Origin of the sequence: Massilia cellulosiltytica (assembly GCF_047325105.1) — a bacterium.
GTDB classification, from domain to species: Bacteria; Pseudomonadota; Gammaproteobacteria; order Burkholderiales; family Burkholderiaceae_D; genus Telluria; species Telluria orientalis.
The window spans coordinates 4,884,680-4,901,549 of record NZ_CP168562.1 but is presented as its reverse complement, the minus strand read 5'-3'; the positions used below and the strand labels follow the sequence as shown (position 1 = coordinate 4,901,549).

Annotated in this window: 11 protein-coding genes, 1 tRNA gene and 2 pseudogenes; 3 read left to right on the top strand and 11 right to left on the bottom strand. The window is 63.4% G+C overall.

The genetic code is table 11. The features are described from left to right. Nucleotides 1-90: 90 nt before the first annotated feature. Together ACEN9H_RS21390 and pbpC are read left to right on the top strand one after the other, a co-directional pair. The gene (locus ACEN9H_RS21390; RefSeq protein WP_413671992.1) at nucleotides 91-5,811 is read left to right on the top strand and encodes an MG2 domain-containing protein; all 5,721 of its coding nucleotides are present in this window, start codon (nucleotides 91-93) and stop codon (nucleotides 5,809-5,811) included. Continuing rightward, nucleotides 5,811-7,994 (top strand): penicillin-binding protein 1C, encoded by a 2,184-nt coding sequence (gene pbpC / locus ACEN9H_RS21385; RefSeq protein ID WP_413671991.1) that lies wholly within the window; start codon nucleotides 5,811-5,813, stop codon nucleotides 7,992-7,994. Before ACEN9H_RS21390 ends, pbpC begins: the two co-directional genes overlap by 1 nt. On the opposite strand, the gene ACEN9H_RS21380 is transcribed toward pbpC, so the two are convergent. Next, a complete protein-coding gene (locus ACEN9H_RS21380; RefSeq protein WP_413671990.1) occupies nucleotides 7,904-8,917 on the bottom strand; it encodes a 5'-nucleotidase in 1,014 nt (337 codons plus the stop codon). The two genes, pbpC and ACEN9H_RS21380, sit on opposite strands and share 91 nt — an antisense overlap. A 170-nt stretch (nucleotides 8,918-9,087) precedes the next feature. On the opposite strand from ACEN9H_RS21380, the gene ACEN9H_RS21375 reads away from it, so the two are divergent. After that, nucleotides 9,088-9,606, top strand: coding sequence for a lytic transglycosylase domain-containing protein (locus ACEN9H_RS21375; RefSeq protein ID WP_413671989.1), 519 nt, complete (start codon nucleotides 9,088-9,090; stop codon nucleotides 9,604-9,606). Nucleotides 9,607-10,326: 720 nt separating this feature from the next. Here ACEN9H_RS21375 and ACEN9H_RS21370 read toward each other — a convergent pair. The 10 genes and pseudogenes from ACEN9H_RS21370 to tolB all read right to left on the bottom strand — a co-directional run bounded on the left by ACEN9H_RS21370 (nucleotide 10,327) and on the right by tolB (nucleotide 16,856). Further along, complete coding sequence (locus tag ACEN9H_RS21370; protein ID WP_413671988.1) at nucleotides 10,327-10,605, bottom strand: PAAR domain-containing protein; 279 nt, start codon at nucleotides 10,603-10,605, stop codon at nucleotides 10,327-10,329. Between the two features lie 936 nt (nucleotides 10,606-11,541). After that, nucleotides 11,542-12,003: a hypothetical protein gene (locus tag ACEN9H_RS21365; protein ID WP_413671987.1), complete on the bottom strand. Its 462-nt coding sequence runs from the start codon at nucleotides 12,001-12,003 to the stop codon at nucleotides 11,542-11,544. 123 nt (nucleotides 12,004-12,126) lie between these two features. Further along, nucleotides 12,127-12,270 (bottom strand): annotated as a pseudogene (locus tag ACEN9H_RS21360) (IS5/IS1182 family transposase); the annotation flags it as partial. 231 nt (nucleotides 12,271-12,501) lie between these two features. After that, complete coding sequence (locus ACEN9H_RS21355) at nucleotides 12,502-12,963, bottom strand: hypothetical protein (RefSeq protein ID WP_413671986.1); 462 nt, start codon at nucleotides 12,961-12,963, stop codon at nucleotides 12,502-12,504. A 97-nt stretch (nucleotides 12,964-13,060) separates the two neighbouring features. After that, the gene (locus ACEN9H_RS21350; RefSeq protein ID WP_413675617.1) at nucleotides 13,061-13,312 is read right to left on the bottom strand and encodes a contractile injection system protein, VgrG/Pvc8 family; all 252 of its coding nucleotides are present in this window, start codon (nucleotides 13,310-13,312) and stop codon (nucleotides 13,061-13,063) included. Between the two features lie 29 nt (nucleotides 13,313-13,341). Further along, nucleotides 13,342-13,653: pseudogene (locus ACEN9H_RS21345) on the bottom strand (contractile injection system protein, VgrG/Pvc8 family); the annotation flags it as partial. Nucleotides 13,654-14,020: 367 nt separating this feature from the next. Beyond that, nucleotides 14,021-14,096 (bottom strand) — tRNA-Lys (locus tag ACEN9H_RS21340). A gap of 46 nt (nucleotides 14,097-14,142) precedes the next feature. Then, nucleotides 14,143-14,904, bottom strand: a complete 762-nt coding sequence (gene ybgF / locus ACEN9H_RS21335; protein ID WP_056128372.1) for a tol-pal system protein YbgF — start codon at nucleotides 14,902-14,904, stop codon at nucleotides 14,143-14,145. Between the two features lie 134 nt (nucleotides 14,905-15,038). Continuing rightward, complete coding sequence (gene pal, locus ACEN9H_RS21330; protein WP_056127287.1) at nucleotides 15,039-15,566, bottom strand: peptidoglycan-associated lipoprotein Pal; 528 nt, start codon at nucleotides 15,564-15,566, stop codon at nucleotides 15,039-15,041. Between the two features lie 24 nt (nucleotides 15,567-15,590). Further along, a complete protein-coding gene (tolB, locus tag ACEN9H_RS21325; RefSeq protein ID WP_413671985.1) occupies nucleotides 15,591-16,856 on the bottom strand; it encodes a Tol-Pal system beta propeller repeat protein TolB in 1,266 nt (421 codons plus the stop codon). Nucleotides 16,857-16,870 lie beyond the last annotated feature (14 nt).

Genomic DNA, 16,870 nt, shown 5'->3' with positions numbered 1-16,870 from the left:
ATTGCGTTGCTAATTGTTAAACGTTGTTGACACTGCAAGCCGAGTTTGCAACACTCAGCCGTCGTCCGTCCGCCATCTCCCGGAGAACCCATGGTCGTCCTGCGCCGCCTGCTGTGCTTCGTCTTGTTGTGCTGTTGGTCGGGCGCGTGGGCGCAGACCACCGTGTCCGGTTTTTCGCCCGAAGGGCAGGTGCGGCGCGTGCGCCAGGCTGTCGCGCGGTTCTCGCAGCCGATGGTGGCGTTCGGCGATTTGCGCGCCGAGACCCCGTTCGACGTCGCGTGCGCCGTGCCGGGCAGCGGCCGCTGGGTCGATGCGCAGACGTGGAGCTACGACTTCGAACGCGACCTGCCGGGCGCCACGAGCTGCCGCTTCACCTTGAGAGCCGGCGTGCTCGACCTGGCCGGACAGCCGCTGGCGGGGACGCAGGCATTCACCGTCGCCACGGGCGGTCCGGCCGTGCTGGAAACGCTGCCGCATGAAGGCGCGTCCGGCATCGACGAGAAACAGGCCTTCGTGCTCGCGCTGTCCGCGCCCGCGTCGGCCGACAGCATCCGGAAACAGGCGTGGTGCCGCGCGGACGGCGCCAGCGACAAGATCGGCGTGACCCTGGTGCAGGGCGCGCAGCGCGAACAGGTGTTGCGCACCGACCGCTGGTTCGTCCGGCAAGTCGTCGTCGCGGACCGCGGCAAGGAAGACATCGGACCGTACACGGACGCGCAACTGCGCGCCGACGACAAGGCCGGCCGCCTGGCCCGCATCGTCGTGCTGCAATGCCGTCGCACGTTGCCGTCGAATGCGGAAGTCGCCCTCGTCTGGGGCGCCGGCGTGGCTGCGCCGAACGGCATCGCGACGGCCGAAGACCAGACGCTCTCGTTCAAGACGCGCGCCGATTTCACGGCCCGCTTCAACTGCGAGAAAGTCAACGCGCGGTCCCAATGCATTCCGTTCCAGCCGATGCGCGTGGACTTCAGCGCGCCCGTGCGCGCGGCCGACGCGGCCAGGGTGTATCTGGAAGGACCGGGCGGCAAGCGCTGGCCGGCGCGCATCGACAAGGAAGGCGGACGGACGCCGGACTTCGTGGCCCAGGTCAGCGTGCCTGGGCCGTTCCCGGAACAGGCAAGATTCACGCTGCACCTGCCGGCCGACTTGCGCGACGATGCGGGCCGGTCCCTCGTCAATGCGGGCCGCTTCCCGCTGGCCGTGCGCACGGGCGAGCAGCCGCCGCTCGTCAAGTTCGCGGCGCCGTTCGGCATCATCGAGGCAAACGGCGACCGCCTGCTGCCCGTCACCGTGCGCAACGTCGAGGCGCAGCTCGCCGGCCGCATGCACACGAACGGCGTCGCCATGCGCCTCGACGCCAGCCGCACGGCCGACGTGCTCACGTGGCTGCGCAAGGTCGCGGGGCCGCACGGCGGCCTGAATCCCGGCCAGCCGGAAGGCGACCAGCTGAAGGTGTCGATCTTCAAGGGCGCCAAGGCAGACGCGCTGCAGCGCTTCACGCTCCCGAAACCGCTCGGCCGGCGCGCGTTCGAAGTGATCGGCATCCCGCTGCGCCAGCCCGGCTTCTACGCGGTCGAACTGGAAAGCCCGCGCCTGGGCGCCGCGCTGGATCCGAAAAGACGCACCGCGTACGTGCGCAGCGCGGCCCTCGTCACGAATCTGGCCGCGCATTTCAAGCTCGGCGCGCAATCGTCGCTCGTGTGGGTGACGTCGCTCGACAAGGGGCAGCCCGTCGCGGGCGCGCGCGTGGAAGTGCGCGATTGCGGCGCGCGGCTGCTGTGGACCGGCACGACGGACGCCGCCGGCATCGCGCGCATCCGCCAGGCACTGCCGCATGCCCGCTGCAAGGAGGGCGACATCTACGTCGTGACGGCCGCGCGCGGCGACGACTTCACGTTCACCCTGTCCGACTGGCAGCAGGGCATCGAGGCGTGGCGCTTCAACCTGCCCACGGGCAGCCGCGACGAGGACAGCCGCATCGTCGCCACCGTGTTCGACCGCACCCTGCTGCGCGCCGGCGAGACCGTCCACATGAAGCACTACCTGCGCCGCCGCACGCAGCAAGGTTTCGCCTTCGTGCGCGCGAAGGACCCGGCGCCGAAAGAAGTCCGCGACTGGCGCGCGCAGGAACTCGGCACGGACAAGACGGCGTTGCCCGCGCGCGGCTTCCTCGTCCACCAGGGCAGCGGCGAGAAAGTCGAGTTTTCCCTGCGCTGGGATGCGAACGGCAGCGCCGAGGGCGAGTGGGCGATCCCGGCGGAAGCGAAGCTCGGCGTGTACGACGTGCTGATCGGCGGCCAGGTGGCGGGCGATTTCCGTGTCGAGCAATTCCGCGTGCCGACGATGAAGGCGCAACTGGCGGGGCCGAAGCATCCCGCCGTGGCGCCGCAGGCCGTCACGCTCGATGCGCAGGTGAGTTACCTGTCGGGCGGTCCCGCGGGCCTGGCGCCGGTGAAACTGCGCAGCGTCGTGCAGGACACCGGCGTGCAGTTCGCCGACTACGACGAGTTCGCGCTGGGGGCGGGCGACGTGCGCGAAGGCGTCGTCGACCAGGGTAGCGAGGGCGAGGACGAGGCGGAATCGGAAGGCACGCCCGGCCAGGAAGTCGCGCGCACGCAAAGCCTGCAGCTCGACCGCGCGGGCGGGGCGCGCATCGTCGTCGACAAGTTGCCGGCGATCGAGCGCCCGAAAAGCCTGCTGGCCGAGTTGTCGTACCAGGACGCCAACGGCGAGACATTGACGGTCTCCACGCGCGTGCCGCTGTGGCCATCCGCGTACGTCGTCGGCATCAAGCCCGATGGCTGGCTGCTGCGCCGCGATGCGCTGAAATTCCAGACCGTCGTGCTGGACGTCGCCGGCAAGCCGGTGGCGAACGTGCCGGTGACGGTCGACCTGCTCAAGCGGGCGACCTATTCGCACCGGCGCCGTCTCGTCGGCGGCTTTTACGCCTATGAGCACAGCGCCGAGATCAAGCGCATCGGCGAGGCGTGCAGCGGCACGACGGACGCGCGCGGCCTGCTCCTGTGCAACGTGAAGGCGCCCGTCGACGGCGACCTGATCCTGCGCGCTCGAGCGACCGATCCGCAGCAACGCGTGGCGGCCACCCATCGCGAGGTGTACGTGGCGGGCGATGAAGAACAGTGGTTCGCGAACGCGGACCACGACCGCATCGACCTGCTGCCGGCGCAGAAGCGCTACGAACCGGGCGAGCAGGCACGCTTCCAGGCGCGCAGCCCGTTCCGCCGCGCGACCGTGCTCGTGACCGTCGAGCGCGAGGGCATCCTCGACACGTACGTGCGGCGCCTGTCCGGCCGCGACCAGACGATCTCGATTCCCGTAAAGGCGAGCTATGCGCCGAACGTGTTCGTGTCGGCCCTCGTCGTGCGCGGGCGCGTGGCGGGCGTGCAGCCGACGGCGCTCGTCGACCTGGGCAAGCCCGCCTACAAACTCGGGATCGCGCCGCTCCGCGTGGGGTGGAAGGGGCACGAACTGAAGGTCGACGTCGCGGCCGATAAACCCGTGTACAAGGTGCGCGAGCGTGCGCAGGTCACGATCCGCGTGCGCGACCCGGACGGCACGCGGCCGGCGGCCGGTACGGAAGTCGCCGTGGCCGCCGTCGATGCCGGCCTGCTGGAACTGATGCCCAACACGAGCTGGAATTTGCTCGAGACGATGATGCACGAGCGCAGCCTGCAGGTGGAGACGTCGACGGCACAGATGCAGGTCGTCGGCAAGCGCCACTTCGGCCGCAAGGCGTTCCCCCACGGCGGGGGCGGCGGCCGCGGCGCCGGGCGCGAGTTGTTCGAGACGCTGCTGCTGTGGAAGGGCAAGGTCGTCCTCGATGCGAACGGCGAGGCGAAGGTCGACGTGCCGCTGAACGACTCGCTGACGTCCTTCCGCATCGTCGCCGTCGCGAGCAGCGGCGCGGGCCGGTTCGGCACGGGCGGCACGGACATCCGCACGTCGCAGGACCTGATGCTCGTCTCCGGCCTGCCGCCGCAAGTGCGCGAAGGGGACCGCCTGCGCGCCGGGTTCACGCTGCGCAACGCGTCCGACCGGCAGCTGGCCATCCGTCTGGACGCCGGCGTGACCGCGGATGGCGGCAAGGCGCAGGCGCTGCCGCGCCAGGACATCGTGCTCGCGCCGGGCGAATCGCGCGAAGCGGGCTGGGATTACGCGGTGCCGGCAGGGGCATCGAGGCTGCAGTGGGACGTGGCGGCGGCAGGCGAGGGCGCGAGCGACCGCATGCGCGTCACGCAGCAGGTGAACGTCGCCGTGCCGGTCCGCACCCTGCAGGCGACGCTCGTGCAGATCGACGGCACGAAGACGATGCCCGTCGAGCGTCCGGCCGATGCGCTGCCGGGCCGCGGCGGCATCCGCACGACCCTGCAGGCGCGCCTCGGCAGCGACCTGCCGGGCGTGCGCGACTACATGACGGCGTATCCGTACACGTGCTTCGAACAGCGCACGTCGCGTGCGGTGGCGCTGCAGGACAAGGCGATGTGGGATACGGTCGTCGCGACCTTGCCGTCGCACCTGGACGGCGATGGCCTGGTGAAGTATTTCGCACCGATGGACGAGGGCAGCGACGTGCTCACGGCCTATGTGCTGTCGGTGACGCATGAAGCGGGCTACGCGATCCCGGACGGGCTGCGCGGCCGCATGGAAGCGGGCCTCGCCGCGTTCGTCGAAGGGAAGATCGTGCGCGGCAGCGGCCGCGCGACGGGCGAACTGGCCGTGCGCAAGCTGGCGGCGCTGGAAGCGCTGTCGCGCGATACGGAGGTGCAGCCGGCCATGCTGGACTCGATCGAGGTCCAGCCGAACCTGTGGCCCACGTCCGCCGTCATCGACTGGTATCTGATCCTGAAACGCACGCCGGCGCTGCCGCAGCGCGACCAGCGCCTGGCGCAGGCCGGCCAGATCCTGCGCGCGCGCCTGAACCTGCAGGGCACGACGATGGGCTTTTCGACCGAGCGCGCGGATGGCTGGTGGTGGCTCATGACGTCCGTCGACGTGAACGCCAACCGCCTGCTGCTGGCGACGCTGGACGATCCCGCGTGGAAGGTCGACGCCGGCCGCCTCGCGCGCGGCGCCCTGGGCCGCCAGCAGCACGGCCACTGGGACACGACGACGGCCAACGCCTGGGGCACCGTCGCGCTCAAGCGCTTCTCCGAGACCTACGAGCGCGAGCCGGTGACGGGCAGCGCGAACCTCGTCGTCACGGGCGCGGATGCAAAACCCGTCAGCTGGACCGGGACCGTGCCCACGACCGTGCTGCAGGCCTGGCCGCAGGGTCGCGGCACCTTGACCATGCGCCAGCTGGGCAGCGGCAAGCCGTGGGCGACGGTCCAGAGCCTGGCGGCCGTGCCGTTGAAGGCCCCGCTGTCGTCCGGCTACCGCATCGCGCGCACCGTCACGCCGGTCGAGCAGAAGGTCAAGGGCACGTGGTCGCGCGGGGACGTCTACCGCGTCCATCTCGACATCGATGCGCAGTCGGACATGACGTGGGTCGTCGTCGACGACCCGATCCCGGCCGGTGCCAGCGTGCTCGGATCGGGCCTGGGCCGCGATTCGCAGATCGCGACGGCCGGCGAACGCCGCACCGGCTGGACGTGGCCGGCGTTCGAGGAGCGGCTGCACACCGGCTACCGCGCGTACTACGAATGGGTGCCGAAGGGCCGCTTCACCGTCGAGTACACGGTGCGGCTGAACAACGAGGGCCGCTTCGCGCTGCCGACCACGCGCGTGGAAGCCATGTACGCGCCGGAGATGTTCGGCGAAGTGCCGAACGCGGGCATGACGGTGCAGTGATGAAGATCCTGGCCTGGCTTCTGCTGCTGGTGGCGTTGCCGGTACATGCCGCCGTGCCGACGCCGCAGGAAGTGAAGGCGGCGTGGCGCTCATCCGACACGACCCTGCTCGACCGCCACGGCGAGATCCTCGCCACGGTGCGCGTGGACATGGCGGGCCGGCGGCTCGGCTGGGTGGCGCTGGACGACATCTCGCCCACGCTCGGCCGCGCCGTGCTCCAGGCCGAGGACCAGCGCTTCATGGAACACGGCGGCATCGACTTCCAGGCCATCGGCAAGGCTGCATGGGACAACCTGTTCGGCCAGCAGCGTACGCGCGGCGCATCGACGATCACGATGCAGCTCGCGGGCCTGCTCGATCCGAAGCTGGCGCCGCGGTCGAAGGGCCGCACGTGGGCGCGCAAATGGGACCAGGCGCTCGCCGCGCGCGAACTGGAAGCCGGCTGGACCAAGCGCCAGATCCTGGAAGCCTACCTGAACCTGGCCAGCTATCGCGGCGAGCTGCAAGGCATCGGCGCCGCCGCGCGCAACCTGTTCGGCAAGGCGCCGTCCGGGCTGGACGCGGGCGAGGCCGCGATCCTCGCGAGCCTGTTGCGCGCGCCGACGGCGCCGCCGCGGACGGTCGCGAAGCGCGCCTGCGCGCTCGCACGCGAGCTCGCGGGTGAGCTCGAACCGCGCACGGATTGCGCGGCCATCGAGTGGGAAGTCGACGCGGCGTTCGCGCGCACGGCATCCGCGCCGGCATCCGCGCCGACGGGTGTGACGCCGCAGTTCGTGCGCCGCCTCGGTGGCGCAGTGGGCTCCAGTTCGGGCAGCGTGGTGCGCAGCACCCTCGACGCGGGCTTGCAGCGCTTTGCCGTCGCTACGCTGCGCCGCCACCTCGCCGAACTGGCCGAACGCAACGTCGGCGACGGCGCCGTGATCGTCATCGACAACGCCAGCGGCGACGTGCTGGCTTATGTCGCGAACGGCGGCGCAGGCGAAGTGGATGGCGTGACGGCGCTGCGCCAGGCCGGGTCCACGCTGAAGCCGTTTTTATACGAGCTGGCGCTGGAACGGGGCCAGTTGACGGCGGCGTCGCTGCTGGACGACACGCCCGTCGACATCCCGACCGTCGGCGGCCTGTACGTGCCGCAGAACTACGACCACCAGTATCGCGATGCGGCGTCGGTGCGCACGAGCCTTGCCGGCTCGCTGAACGTGCCGGCGGTGCGCACGCTGATGCTGACCGGGCTCGAACGCTTTCACGAGCGCCTGCGCGCGCTCGGCATCACGAGTCTTACCGAGGCGCCGGAGTTCTACGGCTGGTCGCTGGCGCTGGGCTCGGGCGACGTCAGCCTGCTGGAACTCGCACAGGCCTATCGCATCCTGGCGAACGGCGGCGTGCAGGACGGCAAACGGCGCGTGCTGGATGCGCGCGCCAGCTTCATCGTGGCCGACATCCTGTCCGACCGCGCGGCCCGCAGCACGACGTTCGGCCTCTCCAACGAACTCGCCACCGGATTCTGGAGCGCGGTGAAGACGGGCACCAGCAAGGACATGCGCGACAACTGGTGCGTGGGCTTTTCGGACCGCTACACGGTCGGCGTGTGGGTCGGGAATTTCGACGGCCGCTCGATGTGGGACGTGTCCGGCGTGTCCGGCGCGGCGCCCGCGTGGCGCGACGTGATGGACTACCTGCACCGCGACCGCCCGAGCAGGCCGCCCGCCGCGCCGCCTGGTGTCGTGCGCCAGACGGTCCGCTTCGCGCCGGCCGTGGAGCCCGAGCGCAGCGAATGGTTCGCGCGCGGCACGGAAGTCGCGCTGGTCGAGATGCTGCCGCCGGCGAAGCGCGCGCCGCGCATCGTGTATCCGGCGGCGGACAGCGTCATCGCACTCGATCCGGACATCCCGGCACCGCTGCAGCGCGTGAGCCTGCGTGCCTACGGCGGCGCGGGCCTGCGCTGGCAACTCGATGGTACGGATGCCGGCCCGGCCGACCGGGGCGCCACGTGGGCGCCGCTGGCGGGCGAGCATGAAGTGAAACTGGTGGGAGAGGATGGCCGGGCGGTCGCTGCCGCCCGGTTTGAAGTGCGCGGAGCGGCGGCTCCAGGTCAGCTGGCTTCGACTTTTTCGACCAGCACCGGCGGTTCCGCGATCAGGTCGAGCGGCAACGGCGTGAACAGCGGCGAGTCCGAGCGGTAGGGCACGCGTCCGGATGGGACGTGGCGCGCGGCCGGATCCAGGTGCAGGTCCTGGTCGTCGAAGAACAGGTGCGCGCGGAATGCCTTGACGACCTTCGACTTCGGCACACCGCCGAGGAAGAAGATCTCGTTCACGTACACCCCCCAGTGGCGCAGGGTATTGATGACCCGCATCTCGGCCGGCGCGCTGCGCGCCGTCACAATGGCGATCCGCACGGGCGACACGTCGGCGCCGAACGGCAGCCGTTCCTGCAGGCGTGCGAGCCGGCGCAGCAGGATCGCATACGGACCGTCCTGCATCGGTTCGTTCTGCTTCTCGTCCTCGATCGTGTGGAAGCGGTCGAGGCCCTCGGTCTTGTAGACCAGTTCACTGGAGTCGTCGAACAGCACGGCATCGCCGTCGAAGGCGATGCGCACCTGGTCTTCCGGCGGCGCTTCGGCCGCGTGCGGCGGCGGTTTCAACACTGCGGCGGCACAGGCCTGCGCATCGATCACGCGCTGGGCGTCTTCGACATTTGTCGTCAGGAACAGGTCGACGGCGAAGGCGTCCAGGTAATCGACGACCGACTCGCCGCCGGTGAACGCATGGCGCGAAATCGGCAGGCCGCGCGACCGGATGTTGTTGAAGACGCGCACGCCGGTCTCGGGGCTGTTGCGCGACATGACGACGACTTCGACGAGCGGCTTCGCCTCGGACGGCGCATAGCGGTTCAAGCCGAGCAGCGCGCGCACGAGCGCCATGCCGGTGCCGTCGCGCAGCGGTTCGTTCTCGCGCTCCAGCATGTAGGCGCGATATTCCTCCAACGCGCTTTGGGGATTCTTGATGGATCTGGCTTTGTAGATGGCGTCGGCTTCCGCCAGGTCGAACAGGGCGGTGGCGGAGATGCCGACCACGAGGGTATCGGAAAGGTCGAGGGGAGGCATGGCGGTCGGATTCCTTGGTGGCGGAACGGGAGCATTCCAAACGGAAATTATCGCGGTCAGGGTTGAAGGATACTTGAGTTCAATCGATCACCCCGCCTGAGCGAGCGCAAACGACGCATGCGGTACGGGTAAGACCATGAAGCGCATGACGTAACGAGACAGGTGACGACATGGCCGACCAGATGGTGTGCACCGAACCCCTCGCGCGCCTGCGCGAGATCCGCCGGCTCGTGCACGAGAACAACCGCTCCTGCGCGCCGGACGAGCTGATCGTCTGCCAGATCTACATGGAATCGCGCTTCGACGCTTGCGCCCAGCCGGCGGGCAGCAGCGCGCGGGGTTTGATGCAGTTGCTGAAGGTGGCGAACCGCGAACTGTTCCGGCTCGATAACCTGTGCAAGCCAACGTCTCAGCGCTGCGCCGAGCCGGCGCTGTATGCCGAGGCGGATGCGTTTCACGCGAGTCCGGCGTTCATCGACGAAGCGACGAACATCCAGATGGGGACGCGCTATTTGCAGGCATTGATCGACAGGGCCAAGCGCGAAAAGCGGGCGGACCCGATCGTGGAAGCGTACATGGATTATCGCGGCGTGCGGAACGGGATCTATTACCGCAAGATCCATGCGGCGGCGGAGAGGATCAAACGTGATCCGGACGATTTCGAGGCGCTGCGGGCCATGACGGCGTGAGCGGGCGCGCAAATATGACAAGTGTTTCGTTCAGGCCGTTGCCTCTTATTTCAAATACACACCTTCCACAGCAGAATTTTTCAGCCTACGTGCGCACTATGCTGTTAGTGGAACAAGCCCTGCATCATCCAGCGGACTACCGCCATTGAAATGTTGAATGATCTGTGCGTCTTCGCTGGCCCAACGGGGTGTAGTTGAACTAGGTTGTACTCTCCACAGCGATGGGTGAGACCACGCGTTCGAATCAGTCTGCATGAGTGATCTGCAACACTCGAAGCAACTGCTCGTCCCTAGCCCCAGCCCTTCCGGCATCAACATCAAGGGAGACATTTCCGCAGACGCAGTACTCATTGTCCGAAGGGTGCGACCGGAGAATGCTCCAGCAGTTAACGCATTGGTAGAACGTCCGGTCGGAGACTGGTAGCGCCGCTCCGATGACATGGTTTAAATCTACGATGACTAACTTGTTCTTCGACATAATTTATTTCCTCGGAGGTCGGCAACGATTTGGCATTTCGACCAGTTCTTCCGCGTCTAGATGCGATTGAACGCTTCGCGGAAGCTGATAGATGCAACTGAGCAGTCAGGCCATGCCGGGCTGTCTCTCACACTAACTGGCCTCTACAAGTCCCAAGGCGGCCCGTAACTGCCGAGATCATCGTGTCGTCTTGAGATTGGCCAGGTATTTTTCGATCGGCATGGCAATACCGCATAAAGCCTTCAACCGACCGTCGCAGGCAAGCTGCCGATCAGCTTGCACCCGCATTCAGTCCTACATCCCTCGACCGCAACGGGCACCCCGTCGACTGTCAGTGTGTTCTGGGCGGTGATGATCTTGTTTACACCGTGCGGTTTGCCACCAGGGTAGGGCAGCGGACAATCAACTTTATCACCCAGTCGTACGATCGCTCCTCCCCTGATATCGTGGTTGGGCGAACCGCTAATAACTGTGCCGCCATGGTCGGTTTTGTATCCGACAGTAATAATTTTTAATGACATTTGGCACTCCAGTGAAATCGATGACGATAGCGGGTCGGCGGGTCGCCCGGCTGATCGCGGCCATCAGTTGTCAAGTCCCATCTGTTTGTAAACTCGTTTAAAGAATAGTTGGAGTCGCTTCTGCTGTTTCTTGTCACGTGTGATTATTTCTCTCGCTACAACGTCGCGTTCCACTATAGGTAGGACAAGCTGCTTTTGTTCTTCGTCCTCAGACCATAGGGTCTATTCAACTAGCCGGATTAGGCGCGTGCTGAAACATTCATCCCGCTGAGCAGGCCAAGAAAGCCTGCTCGTATCATAAATTAGGAAAAGCAGTTCGCAAAACGAGAAGGATCACAAATTTTTCAGAAATTCTGCTCTATATTTTTACTTGTCATAATTTAAATGGTTTCGTTTGAGTTGTGCTGAAATGTAATTCTATACTTGGATCGCCTTGCTTAGCATCATAAAGAAATGTGGCCTGTCTCCATTCGCAGGAATTTAAGGAGGTCATGCCTGGATTGCTGCTCGCAAAATCATCTTTAAAGACTTCTTGCATGCTTTTAGTATTTTGATTCAAGAACGCTAGATCCAAAAAACTCTATCAAATCAAATAAAAAAGTTACAACACGACGTCTTCCTTCTTAACTTCAATCACACCATCGATGGATTTTCCGAAAATACTAAATTTTCTCAGTAAACGATACTGTGTTCGTCCCTCATCTGTTTGAATTAGTAGTGAATATAGTTTCGCGATAGATCCGAGAAGTGCGCTTTTCCGTCAAAACCCATAGCGAACGAATCTATCAAAACCCGACTTTGTTTCAAGTTTAGCAACATGCATTAACGACTCGACGGTTACAACGCCATCGAACTATATTCTTATGATTGCGAGCGTCATCGTTCGGGAAGTGGACATGGACTATTGCAACCATACACTCCCCCAAAGACGCACGGTTATTTATACCAAACCTCGATGCCACACCACGTCGACTTCAGGTCGGCTCTCGAAACTATGCCTCCCCAAGGGAACTCGAATACATCGGCGCCGAGTGATGTCGATGAAGGCAAGCACGCCAGATGCTTGGAGATGACTGTTGTAAGTGTTTTCTTCTCGGCCAGAAGGTCTTTTTCCGTGGCGTCATAACCCAAGACGGCCACTCGGCCCTGTTCGAGCGTCAGCGTGACCGCTTGTACGACGTCTTTGAAGAATCTGAGGCCGACCAAGAAGCGTTGCTCCCACAACACAACTGACGTGGGGCCATACACGACGTAATCCGGGGCGGACTTTCCGCCATTCATGTGCTGTCCAAGGCCACGGTCGAATTCCGATCGTTCAAGTCCTGGGAAGACCAATACCTGATCATCGGTGCGCATGACGCCATTGTCTGGAGAAAAGTAGATGTTTAATGTTGTCATATCGAGATTTTAAAACGGGGCCTTTGGTCAATTTTGGTTTATCGCCATCTTCAATGAAATACTGTAAACCTCCGTCCGTTCCCAAGTGAGGATTGGAAAGAAGTGCCCTTTGCGACAAAAATGACCACCGACTTTGGGATAAAACGGTTCGAATGCCTGCTGCAGCTTGTCCCCTGACGCGACCTTTTCGATCTCCGCAAGGAAGCGGTCGCGCCGCGTCAGCTTCTTCTTGTTCGCGTATTCAAGGTCGGAAAAGCTCTTCTGCATGAACGACACGACTGCGTTGGACAAGTTGAAATTATCGCAGACGGGCAGGACCAGTGGCACTTGGGGCGGATGAATTAATCAGCGGCTCCTTAGTGACTGTTTGAAAAATCGATAAGGCTGAGATTAATTTCCTCACTTTTTGGCTATGCGCGCAATCATCTTTCGCTTTGCTCGCGGCAGCGGCATATGATTGCGTCGAAGTGTGTTGCCCTAGAGTTGTCAAGCCGTCTCTCAGGCGTGTAAATTGGATTTATTTGAACTGCGCTGGAATGTGATTTCCAAGCTTAGATCGCCTTGTTTAGCATCGTAAAAAAATATGGCCTGCCCCCATTCGCAGGAGGCTAAACAGGCGGTACTTGGATGATTGCTTATAAAATGCAGATTTAAAGACTTCTCGCAAGCTTTTAGTGCTTTTGATTCAAGAACGCTGGATGCGAAAAACTCGATAAAATCAAATAAAAAGGTTACGGCGCACACTCTTCCTTCTCCGACTTCAATCACGCTATCGGCCGATTTTCCGCAAACACTGGTTTTTCTTAACAAGCGATATTGTGTTCGCCCCTCATCTGTTTGAACCGGTGGCGAACATATCTTTGCGATAGATTCGGCGAGGACGCCTTTTCCGTCAACGACTATGAGTGCCGAATCGACAGAGACCGAGCCTTGCTTCAGATCTAACTTAATAGTATGCATTATTAATTTCTATTCGCGATGCATGCCATTATTCAAAGTCGACAACCGACCCGCGATCCTGAAAATGTTTCCGAATCGCGCTAATGACCTCCTGCTTTCAATTCCACTCGCCGATCGCATCCTCTTCGACCGCGCCACCGGCGCGGTGAAAGCGAATACCGGGCGACGGCCCCTCGATCGGCGGCGCGGCGCGGGTGTCGTCGCACACCCTGAGCGTATGGCCTTCGCGGCTTTGTTCGTACCAATAGCTGTAGCCCGCCGCTTCCCAACGCCGGCACAAGTAGTTGTGGTCGGTTTCGTCCCATTGGGTGTCATCGTGAGCTGCGGTTGTTCGCCAGTGACTTCCCATTCCCACGCAGGTAGTCCGTTGTAGCCAGCGAAGATCGTCTCCGCCTGCGCGCGCAGGCTTTTGGCATGGAACAGCCGGTTGTTACGACGCAGGCGCGTGTACGCCAGCCACGGCGTCAGCACGGCCTCGTAGAACGCGATGCCGCCATCCGTTTTGACCAGCTTGAACGACGTGACATAACCGGTGAAGGGACGGAGGCTGCCGTCCGCCTGCACTAGCGAGACGCACAGCAGCTTGCCGTGCATCGCCTCAAGTTCTATCCTGCCGTCGTCGCTCAGGAGTTCTACCTTGAATTCGAAGTCGCGCGACAGGTATTCCGTGCCTTCGAACCGGTTCACCATCAGCTTGACTCGCGGGCCGTCGTTTCTCGGGAACGACAAGCGCAACAGGCGGGTACTTTGGTGAACTTCCAGCAGTGCTTGCAGGTCAGTCATCGTAGTTACTCATTCGTTGAGCTGCGCATTGTTGAATTCGAGGTGCTTGAAGTGGCTGTTGGCGCGCGTCTGAACTTGCGACGAAGTTCTTGAATGTAGTGATTAAATTGCACGTAGACAGTGACAAAACGCAAGTTTTTGCGTCGCGCAGTGGCAGCAGATGGGCGGCTGCGCGTCGCAAAACGGCACAGCAGATAAGAGAGGAGAACTGCAGCGCAAAACAAAAAAGGCGTCACGATCACTCGTAACGCCTTGCTTTGCTACTGCTGAATTCTGGTAGGCCGTGCTGGGCTCGAACCAGCGACCAACGGATTAAAAGTCCGCTGCTCTACCAACTGAGCTAACGACCCGAAAGAAGCAAGATTATAGGGGGAAACTGCGGTCGTGTCAAACGGCTTACTTCAGCGCCGCCAGCCGGTCCTTGGCTGCTTGCGCGGCGGCCGAGTCCGGGAACTTCGACACGAGCTGCTGCAGGGCCTTCTTGGCATTTTTCTTGTCCTTCAGCTCCGTATAGCTGGAGGCGATGTTGAGCATGGCGTCCGGGGCCTTCGCGCTCGTGCCGTAGTTGGCGACGACGGCTTCCTGGGCAGCGATCGCGTTCTTGTAGTCGCGCTGCGCGTAATAGGCGTTGCCGAGCCAGTATTGGGCGTTGGCGGCATAGGCCGAGTCGGGGAAGCGGCGTACGAACTCCTGCAGGGCGCCGGCCGCGGCCTTGTAGTCGCCCGATTTGAACAGGTCCATCGCGCCGTCGTAGGTTTTCTTTTCGGACGGCAGGACTTCGGCGGTCTGGCCGTCGATCGTTTCCTGGCGCGGTTCGAGTTTCTTGACGCGGGCGTCGAGATCCGCGTACAGGTCTTTCTGGTTCTTCTGGACGTTGGCGATCTCGTTGGCGAGGACTTCGACCTGGCCGCGCAGGCGCGAGATTTCCTGCATGGTCTGTTCGTGCTGGTTCAGCATGTCGACGCCGATCGATTTGTCGGCCTTCGTGTCCACGCGGGCGTTGATGTCGCGTGCCAGTGCATCGACCTTGGCGCGCAGGTCGAGTATCGCCTTGCGGGCTTCATCGTCGTCGAGCAAGCCGGCGTTCGCCTGCAGGGGCAGCCAGGCGGTCAGGGCGAGGGCGACGGCGGCGAGGCGGAACTGGGACAGTTTGATCATCATGACTTTTCTAGACCTATGAAAACTTGGGAATCCAAATGGAAACGGGGCGGGATGCAGTCTGCACCGCATCCCGCCCCGCTGTCAAATCTGCCGGGAGCGCCAGCTCTCAGGCAGGCAAGACAGCGTCCCGATTATTGGTAGACGATGTCCGCGCGGCGGTTTTCAGCCCAGGCAGCTTCGTCGTGGCCGGTGGCCTTCGGCTTTTCCTTGCCCAGCGAAACAGCTTCCATCTGGCTGTCCGACACGCCCAGGGCAGCCATCGACTTGCGCACGGCTTCGGCGCGCTTCTGGCCCAGGGCCAGGTTGTATTCGGTGCCGCCGCGCTCGTCGGTGTTGCCCTGGATCAGGACCTTGCGCTGCTGGTTCTTGGTCAGGTAAGCCGAGTGGTTCTCGACGACCGGCTTGCCGTCGTCACGGACAACGTAGCTGTCGAAGTCGAAGTACACGCTGCGGTTCGCCAGAACGCCTTTCGGGTCGTTCAGCGGATCGACGCTGCCGGTTTCGACCGGCTTGATTTCACGTGCCGGTTCAGCCGGCGGGGTTGCCTGAGCGACCGGCTTTTCTTCGACTTTCGGGGCTTCCTGCAGCTTGGTCGACGAGCATGCCGACAGCAGGGCGGCAGCAGCCACGATGAACGCTACACTTTTTACATTACGCATGGTTTTTCTCCTGGTCAAAAGTTTTTACTTCATAAACGGGCCCCAGCTGGGCTCCCGAATGTTTCCCGCTTGGGTGCTCAGGCGCTGCTTGACACGTCCGTCGACCGACACAACGGCCAATGCGGTACGCCCGCCACCCTTCGTCGCATACATGATGTATTTGCCGTTCGGCGAAAAACTCGGTTCGGTGGCCCCATCGGCCAAGCGTTGTTCCTGACCGGAAGCCAGGTCCATCGCATACAGGGAAAAACCCCCATCGCGTTGCGAAATCCACGCCAGCGTCTTGCCGTCCGGGGATACACGAGGGCTGATATTGTAGTTGCCGTTGAACGTGACGCGGGTTGCCTGCCCGCCGCTCACGCTCATCTTGTAAATTTGCGGACCGCCGCTGCGGTCGCTGGTGAAGTAAATCGACTGGCCGTCGTGCGAGAACTGCGGCTCGGTGTCGATGCCGTTGCTGTTCGATACGCGGCGCAGGCCGCTGCCGTCCGCGTTCACGATCCAGATTTGCGTATTGCCGGTCTTCGACAGGGCGAGAGCCAGCTTCGAGCCGTCCGGCGACCAGGCCGGTGCGGAGTTGTTGCCCTTCTCGTTGGCGACCACGGTACGCTGGCCCGTCACCAGGTTCTGCACATAGATCACGGGCTTGCGCAGTTCGAACGAGACGTACGCGACCTTCGTGCCGTCCGGCGACCACGACGGCGAGATGATCGGCTCGCGGCCGTGCGCGGCGACCTGTTCGCCTTCGCCGTCCGCGTCGGCCACGACGAGCTTGTAGTCGCGCGCGGCCGGATCCTGCTTCACGTACGTGATGCGGGTCGAGAAGATGCCGCGCACGCCGGTCAGTTTTTCGTAGACGTCGTCGGCGATGCGGTGGCCTTCCAGGCGCGTGTTGCGCGCCGTGACGGCATCGGACAGTTGCGACAGCTGCGACTGCTTGACGGTGTCGAGCAGTTTATAACGTACCTGGAAGCGGCCGTCCGCGAGACGCTGCACGGAACCCACGACGAGCGCGTCGGCACCGCTGGCCTTGAAGGCGGCCAGGTCGATGTTGGCGGTGTCGGAAATGGCCTGGCGCGCGTCGATGACCTTGAACACGCCGCTGCGTTCGAGGTCGGCGCGGATGATGGCGGACACCTGTTCGGGTGCCACCGATTCGTCGGCGAATGCCGCGACTGCGACCGGGATCTGGTTGCTGCCCACGCCGGCGATTTCGACTTTCAGCTGGGCATGTGCAGCCACGCCCATCAGGAGGGTGGCCGAAAACAGCAGGGTATGTAGTTTCTTCATGTTTCTCTCAGCAA

Coding starts and splice junctions, on each gene's coding strand:
- pbpC (WP_413671991.1), top strand. CDS start 5,811: ATGAAGATCCTGGCCTGGCTTCTGCTGCTGGTGGCGTTGCCGGTACAT.
- pal (WP_056127287.1), bottom strand. CDS start 15,566: ATGCGTAATGTAAAAAGTGTAGCGTTCATCGTGGCTGCTGCCGCCCTG.
- ACEN9H_RS21370 (WP_413671988.1), bottom strand. CDS start 10,605: ATGTCATTAAAAATTATTACTGTCGGATACAAAACCGACCATGGCGGC.
- tolB (WP_413671985.1), bottom strand. CDS start 16,856: ATGAAGAAACTACATACCCTGCTGTTTTCGGCCACCCTCCTGATGGGC.
- ACEN9H_RS21375 (WP_413671989.1), top strand. CDS start 9,088: ATGGCCGACCAGATGGTGTGCACCGAACCCCTCGCGCGCCTGCGCGAG.
- ACEN9H_RS21380 (WP_413671990.1), bottom strand. CDS start 8,917: ATGCCTCCCCTCGACCTTTCCGATACCCTCGTGGTCGGCATCTCCGCC.
- ACEN9H_RS21365 (WP_413671987.1), bottom strand. CDS start 12,003: ATGACAACATTAAACATCTACTTTTCTCCAGACAATGGCGTCATGCGC.
- ACEN9H_RS21355 (WP_413671986.1), bottom strand. CDS start 12,963: ATGCATACTATTAAGTTAGATCTGAAGCAAGGCTCGGTCTCTGTCGAT.
- ACEN9H_RS21350 (WP_413675617.1), bottom strand. CDS start 13,312: ATGGGAAGTCACTGGCGAACAACCGCAGCTCACGATGACACCCAATGG.
- ybgF (WP_056128372.1), bottom strand. CDS start 14,904: ATGATCAAACTGTCCCAGTTCCGCCTCGCCGCCGTCGCCCTCGCCCTG.
- ACEN9H_RS21390 (WP_413671992.1), top strand. CDS start 91: ATGGTCGTCCTGCGCCGCCTGCTGTGCTTCGTCTTGTTGTGCTGTTGG.